Origin of the sequence: Marilutibacter maris (assembly GCF_006546735.2) — a bacterium.
GTDB lineage: Bacteria > Pseudomonadota > Gammaproteobacteria > Xanthomonadales > Xanthomonadaceae > Marilutibacter > Marilutibacter maris.
This window is the reverse complement of the sequence record NZ_VICD02000260.1, coordinates 1-7515: the sequence shown is the minus strand read 5'-3', so window position 1 is coordinate 7515 and position 7515 is coordinate 1. Positions and strand designations below refer to the sequence as shown.

Annotated in this window: 3 protein-coding genes; all 3 read right to left on the bottom strand. The window is 70.6% G+C overall.

What is annotated here, in order from left to right:
- Positions 1-191 precede the first annotated feature (191 nt).
- The gene (gene xpsF, locus FKV24_RS15140) at positions 192-1409 is read right to left on the bottom strand and encodes a type II secretion system protein XpsF (RefSeq protein ID WP_111265617.1); all 1218 of its coding nucleotides are present in this window, start codon (positions 1407-1409) and stop codon (positions 192-194) included.
- Positions 1410-1413: 4 nt separating this feature from the next.
- Complete coding sequence (gene gspE / locus FKV24_RS15135) at positions 1414-3132, bottom strand: type II secretion system ATPase GspE (protein WP_111267952.1); 1719 nt, start codon at positions 3130-3132, stop codon at positions 1414-1416.
- Positions 3133-3415: 283 nt separating this feature from the next.
- The gene (gene purL, locus FKV24_RS15130; RefSeq protein WP_141482980.1) at positions 3416-7381 is read right to left on the bottom strand and encodes a phosphoribosylformylglycinamidine synthase; all 3966 of its coding nucleotides are present in this window, start codon (positions 7379-7381) and stop codon (positions 3416-3418) included.
- Positions 7382-7515 lie beyond the last annotated feature (134 nt).

The window sequence follows — 7515 nt, the reverse complement described above, 5'->3', positions numbered from 1 at the left end:
GCGATTCGCGCGCAGCGCGAATGGGGGTCTGGAAGCGCAGCGGCGGGGCCCAAGGTTTGCGCAGCAAACCTTGGGAGATATCCGGGCGCGGCCGGGGATCGCGGCTCACGCCGCTCCTACGGGATGAGGCGCGTTGCGGACGCGCCGGGCGTTCGCCGATGCGCGAACCGGTGGTTCGCAAGCGCATCGGCTCACCCAATCGCGGAGGTCAGGTCGTACAGCGGCGTCAGCACCGCCAGCACCACCACGCCGACCACGCCGGCCAGCACCACCGTCACCACCGGCACCAGCGCCGCCAGCATCCGGTCCAGCGCCAGCGAGGTCTGCTGCTCGAAGGTCTCGGCGGTCTTGATCAGCATCGTGTCCATCGCACCGGACTCTTCGCCGACCTGGATCATCTGCAGCGCCAACCGCGGGAACCGCTTGCCGCGCGCCAACGCGGTCGACAGGGCGACACCGTTCTTGACCTCGTCGGCGGCCTTGCCGACATCGTCGGCCAGCACCCGGTTGTCCATCACATTGCGGCCGATACCCAGCGCCGACATCAACGGCACGCCGTTGCGGACCAGGGTGCCCAGGGTGCGCGCCAGCCGCGCGGTCTCCATCTTCGCGACCAGGCCGCCGAAGAAGCGCTGGCGCAGCAGCCAGCCGTCGAGCGCTTCGCGGAACGCCGGGTCGCGGCGCTTGCGGTCGAACCACAGCAACAACACCCCTGGCACCACCAGCAGGACGATCCACCAGTCCCGCACGAACAGGCCGACGCCGAGCACGATCTGGGTGAACAACGGCAGCTCGGCATCCAGGCTCTCGTACATCTGCGCGAACTGCGGCACCACGTAGCCAAGCAGGAACAGCAGGCTCAGCCCGACCATCACCAGCAGGATCGCCGGATAGATCAACGCGTTGATGACCCGGCCGCGCAGCGCACGGCTGCGCTCCAGGTAGTCGGCCAGCCGCGCCAGCGTCTCCTGCAGGCTGCCGCCGGCCTCGCCGGCACGGACCATGTTGATGTACAGCCGCGAGAACGTGCCGTGCTGACGCTCGAGCGCCGCCGACATCGAACTGCCGCCGCGCACCGCGTCGCGCACGTCGGTCAGGGTGCGTTTGGCGGCCTCGTCCTCGGGCAGTTCCAGCAGGATGCTCAGCGCGCGGTCCAGCGGCTGGCCGGCACCCAGCAGGGTCGCCAACTGCTGGGTGAACTGGACCAGGCGCTCGCCGGAGAACGTCTTGGGCTTGAACAGGCCCTTCAGCAGCGAACCGCCGCCGCCCTCGCCCGCCGGCCGCGCCTCGACCGGCAGGTGGCCCTGCTCCTGCAGGCGCAGCGCAACCTCCTGGCTGCTGGCGGCCTCCATCTGGCCTTCCAGCATCTCGCCGCGCGCATTCAGCGCCTTGTAGGCAAACAGCGCCATGGGTTCAGGCGTCCTCGGTCACGCGCAGGACTTCCTCGATCGTGGTCTCGCCGGCCAGGGCCTTGGCGATGCCGTCCTCGTACATCGTGCGCATGCCGCCGCGACGGGCGATCTCCTCCAGCTCGCCCATGCCCGCGTGGCGCATCACCGCCCGTCGCAGCTCGTCGTTCATGACCAGGAACTCCATGATCGTCGTGCGTCCCGAATAGCCGGTCGGCGAGGCCGCCGACGGCCGCGGACGGAACAGGTGGATCTCGCCCTCGGGCTGGTAGCGGCGCAGGCCGAACTTCTCGATCTCCTCGGCGCTGGCCGGATAGCGCTCGGCGTGCTGCGAGTCCAGCCGCCGGACCAGGCGCTGGGCGAGGATGCCGTTGACCGTGGAGGTCAGCAGATAGTCCTCCACGCCCATGTCGAGCAGGCGGGTGATGCCGCCGGCGGCGTTGTTGGTGTGCAGCGTGCTCAGCACCAGGTGGCCGGTCAGCGCCGACTGGATCGCGATCCGGCAGGTCTCCAGGTCGCGCATCTCGCCGATCATGATGATGTCCGGATCCTGGCGCACGATCGAGCGCAGCGCATGGGCGAAATCCAGGCCGATCTGCGGCTTGGCCTGGATCTGGTTGATGCCCTCGATCTGGTATTCGACCGGATCCTCGACGGTGATGATCTTGACGTCTGGGGTGTTGAGCTTGGACAGCGCGGTGTACAGCGTGGTGGTCTTGCCCGAGCCGGTCGGACCGGTCACCAGCAGGATGCCGTGCGGCTGGTCGAGCACCTTCTGGAACTGCGGCAGGAAGTGGTCGGTGAAGCCCAGCCGCTTGAAGTCGAACACCACCGTCTCGCGGTCGAGCAGTCGCATCACCACGCTCTCGCCGTGCGCGGTCGGGATGGTGCTCACGCGCAGGTCCAGCTCCTTGCCCTGCACCCGCAGCATGATCCGGCCGTCCTGCGGCAGGCGCCGCTCGGCGATGTTGAGCTTGGCCATGATCTTGATGCGGCTGATCACCGCCGCGGTCAGGTTCGGCGGCGGGCTCTCGCCCTCCTGCAGCACGCCGTCGACGCGATAGCGGACCTTGAGCCGGTTCTCGAACGGCTCGATATGGATATCCGAGGCGCGCAACTCGACCGCGCGCTGGATGATCAGATTCACCAGCCGGATCACCGGCGCCTCGGAGGCGAGGTCGCGCAGGTGCTCGACATCGTCGAGGTCGCCGGAGCCCTCGCCCTCGGCGGTCTCCACGATCGCGCCCATCGCGCTGCGGCCCTGGCCGAACCAGCGCTCGATCAGCGCTTCGATCTCCGAGCGCAGCCCGATCTGCAGGCGCAGCGGGCGCGCCAACGCCAGCCGCACCGCGTCGACGGTGTAGGCGTCCTGCGGATCGGCCATCAGCAACTCGACGCCGTGCTCGCCGGCGTTCAGCGGGCAGACGTGGAACTGCTTCATGAACTTGACGCTGAGACTGACGTCCTCCGGCGGCAGGTCCGGTGCGGCCTGGGCGGACACCAGCGGCAGGCCGGTGACTTCGGCGACCGCGTCGGCGTGGTCGCGCTCGGACACCAGGCCGAGCCGGCCCAGCAGGGCCAGCAGGCTGCCGCCGGTCTCGACCTGCAGCCGGCGCGCGCGGCCCAGATCGGCGTCCTTGAGCCGGCCCTTGGCCAGCAGCGCATCGATGACGCGCGCCTCGACCGCCTCGTCGGGGGTCGGGGTCGTCTCCGCCTGGGCCATATCCGCGCGCACCATTTCTGCTTCCATCGCTGCCGGGCCTGCATGCCCGTCGGGGGTCGGGAGACCGACTTTAGCAGGTCGCCGCGACACCGCCGCCGCAGCGGACCGCGGTCAGGATGCTGTATCGAGGTGCCGCCACCGGACGACACCCGGCCCGAGCCCGGCGTCCGATGCGACGGGCGTCACCGCCAGCCCGGCGGCGGCCATCCAGCGGACCCGGCGCAGGGCGTTGGCCGCTCACCCGGGCGCGAACGGCCATCAGGCCGTCCGCAGACATGTCGCCTCAGCCGACGAATACCCGCGCGTTGCGGAACATCCGCAGCCATGGCGAGTCGTCGCCCCAGCCGGCCGGCGCCCAACTGAGGTTCGCCGTCAGCAGGGTCCGCTCGGGGTGCGGCATCATGATCGTGACCCGGCCGTCGTCGCTGGCCAGACCGGTGATGCCGTCGACCGAGCCGTTCGGGTTCAGCGGGTACCGCGTGGCGACCTCGCCGTCGCCATCGACGTAGCGCAGGGCGACGCGGGCGGTCACCGGGTCCAGACTGTCGGCGAACGAGGCGCGGCCCTCGCCGTGCGCGACCACCACCGGCAGGCGCGAACCGGCCATGCCGCGCAGCAGCACCGACGGCGACTCCAGCACCTCGACCTGGGCCAGGCGCGCCTCGTACTGCTCGCTGGCATTGCGCAGGAACTCGGGCCAATGGCCTGCGCCGGGGATGATCGGCTTGAGCTGGCTGAGCATCTGGCAGCCGTTGCACACGCCCAGGGCGAAGCTGCCGTCGCGCTCGAAGAACGCGGCGAACATGTCGCGCAGGGCCGGACGCTCGAGGATCGAGGTCGCCCAGCCGCGTCCGGCACCGAGCACGTCGCCGTAGCTGAAGCCGCCACAGGCGGCCAGGCCGATGAAATCGCCCAGCGCGAAGCGGCCCTCGATCAGGTCGCTCATGTGCACGTCGAAAGCCTCGAAGCCGGCGCGGTCGAACGCGCGCGCCATCTCGATCTGGCCGTTGACGCCCTGCTCGCGCAGGATCGCGACCTTCGGCCGCGCGCTCAGATTCAGATAGGGCGCGGCGATGTCCTCGGCCGGATCGAAACCCAGCTTCGGACGCAGCCCCGGCGCGGCGAACTGGCGCGCCACCTCGCGCTCCTGGTCGGCGCACTCGGGGTTGTCGCGCAGCTTCTGCATCGCGTGGGTGGTCGCCCACCAGGCATCGAACAACGCGTCCCAGCGCCATTCGGCGAGGGTCTGGCCATCCTCGTTGATGCGGATCGTCGCGGCGGTGGTCGGACGCGCGATGCGCTGGGCGCAATCGATCAGGCCGTGGCGCGCGACCAGGTCGGCGAACGCGGCCCGGTCCTCGCTGGCGATCTGCACCACCGCACCCAGCTCCTCGTTGAACAGGGTGCGGAACGGGTCGTCGCCCCAACCGTCGAGATTGATCTCCAGACCCAGGTGCGAGGCGAACGCCATTTCGCACAGCGCGGTGAACGCGCCGCCGTCGGAACGGTCGTGGTAGGCCTTGAGCAGGCCGGCTTCGCGGGCGTCGCGGATCAGCTCGAAGAAATCGCGCAGGCGCTGCGGGTCGTCGAGATCGGGCACGCCGACGTTGCGGCGCCCGTCCTCCGACGGCTGCCCGGCGAACGCCGGCAGCTCGCTGCCGTTGGCGCCGGCCAGCACCGCCTCGGGGTGGCATTGCGCCAGCACCGAACCGCCCAGGCGCTGCTTGCCCGCGCCCAGGCCGATCAGCCACAGCTCGGACTCGACCTCGCGATCGAGCAGCGGGGTCAGCTGGGTGCGCACGTCGACCACCGGCGCGAATGCGCTGACGATCAGCGACACCGGCGACACCGACCGGCTCGCCTCCTGCCCGTTGCTCCACTGCGCCTGCATCGACAGCGAATCCTTGCCGACCGGGATGCTCAGCTCCAGCTCGGGGCACAGTTCCATGCCGACCGCGCGCACCGCATCGAACAGCAACGCGTCCTCGCCATCGTGCGAGGCGGCGGCCATCCAGTTGGCCGACAGCTTGATCCGGTTCAGCGACTCCACCGGCGCCGCGCACAGGTTGGTGATCGCCTCGCCGACCGCCATCCGCGCCGCCGCCGGCGCGTCGAGCAGGGCCAGCGGGGTGCGCTCGCCGATCGACAGCGCCTCGCCGACGAAGCCGTCGAAACCGGCCAGGGTGATCGCGCAGTCGGCCACCGGCAGCTGCCACGGGCCGACCATCTGGTCGCGCGCGGTCAGGCCGCCGACGCTGCGGTCGCCGATGGTGACCAGGAAGTTCTTGGAGGCGACGCTGGGATGGGCGATCACCCGCAGCGCGGCGTCGTGCAGCGACAGTTCGCTCCAGTCCAGCGACGGCCACGGCGCCTCCGGCGGCCGCACGGTGTCGCGATGCATCTTCGGCGGCTTGCCGAACAGCACGTCCATTGGGATGTCGATGGCATGCACGGCGGCGTCCGCGGCGCTGCCGTAGACGCGCTCGACAGTGGCGCCATGGCCGACCACCAGGCGCTCTTCCGCGGTCGCATGGCCGACCACCGCGAACGGACAGCGCTCGCGCTCGCACAGGGCCGCGAATTCGGCGACGCGTTCGGCCGGCAGGCCGAGCACGTAACGCTCCTGCGACTCGTTGCACCACAACTGCATCGGCGACAGCGACGGATCGTCGCTGGGCACCTTGTCCAGGTCGATCACGCCACCGACGCCGGAGTCGTGCAGCAGCTCGGGGATCGCATTGGACAGGCCTCCGGCGCCGACATCGTGCGCGCTGGCGATCGGATTGTCGGCGCCCAGCGCGACGCAGCGGTCGATCACTTCCTGGCAGCGACGCTCCATTTCCGGGTTGTCGCGCTGCACGCTGGCGAAATCCAGGTCCTCGGAACTGGTGCCGGAGGCGACCGAGCTGGCGGCGCCGCCGCCCAGGCCGATCAGCATTGCCGGACCGCCGAGCACGATCACCGCATGGCCCGGCTGCAGGCTCAGTTTCTCGACCTGGTCCCGGTCGATCGCGCCCAGGCCGCCGGCCAGCATGATCGGCTTGTCGTAGGCGCGGACCAGCGCGGCCTCGCCGGCGCGGCCCTGGTCGAGCTCGAAGCTGCGGAAGTAGCCGGCCAGGTTGGGACGGCCGAATTCGTTGTTGAACGCGGCGCCGCCGATCGGGCCCTCGAGCATGATCTCCAGCGCCGAGGCCATCCTAGGGTTCAGCGCGCGCGGCGATTCCCACGGCTGCGGCAGGGTCGGAATGCGCAGGTGCGAGACCGAGAAACCGGTCAGGCCGGCCTTGGGCTTGCCGCCGCGGCCGGTCGCGCCCTCGTCGCGGATTTCGCCGCCATTGCCGGTCGAGGCGCCCGGGAACGGCGCGATCGCGGTCGGATGGTTGTGGGTCTCGACCTTGATGCAGAACGCCGACTCGGCCTCGTCCTCGCTGCGATAACGGCCATCGGCCGGATCGGGGCGGAAGCGGCGGCTGCCGTAGCCGGCAACGACCGCGGCATTGTCGCTGTAGGCCGAGAGCGTGTGTTCAGGCGTCTCGGCGTGGGTGTTCTTGATCATCTTGAACAGCGACAGCGGTTGCTCGCGTCCATCGATGGTCCAGCTGGCGTTGAAGATCTTGTGCCGGCAGTGCTCCGAGTTCGCCTGCGCGAACATCATCAGCTCGACGTCGGACGGCTGCCGGCCCAGCGCCGCGTAGCGCTCGCGCAGGTAGTCGATCTCGTCCACGGCCAGGGCCAGGCCCAGACGCACGTTGGCGGCATCCAGGTCGGCCAGGGCGATGCGCTCGGGCTCGCCACGCTCCAGCGCGGTGAACAACGCCTCGCCGGCCTCGCGCGTGTCCAGCAGCGACTGCGTCATCGGGTCGTGCAGGACCTTGGCCACCGCGGTCCGCACCGCCGGCTCGGCCGGCCAGCCGGCCAGGTCGTAGCGCAGGCCGCGCTCGACCCGCTTCACCGGCAGTTCGGCGCCGTGCAGCAGCTCAGTGGCCTTGCTCGACCATGGCGACAGCGTGCCCAGGCGCGGCGTCGCATAGCGGCTGACCGCGCCGTCCGCCGCCGGCTCGGCGGCGTGGCCGGCCTGCAGGATGCGGCTCAGCGCGTCGATATCGGGCTGTGCGCCCGGTTCGGGCTGGACCCAGTAGACCGGCCAGACGCCAAGCAGGCGCAGGTCGGGGTGGAGGGCCTGGAGGCGGGCTTGGAGGCGTTCACGGCGGAACGCAGACAGGGCCTGGGGGCCCTCGAGGACGATCATGTCCGGGGAACCGTGCGACATCGGGGGCGCAGATTGTAACCAAGCGCCCGCCCCTGCGCCGAACCCGGAGCGCAACCCCGGCTGAAGCGTTGGCGCCGGGCCCCTCCCCCGGCCGCCATCAGCGGCCCGGACGG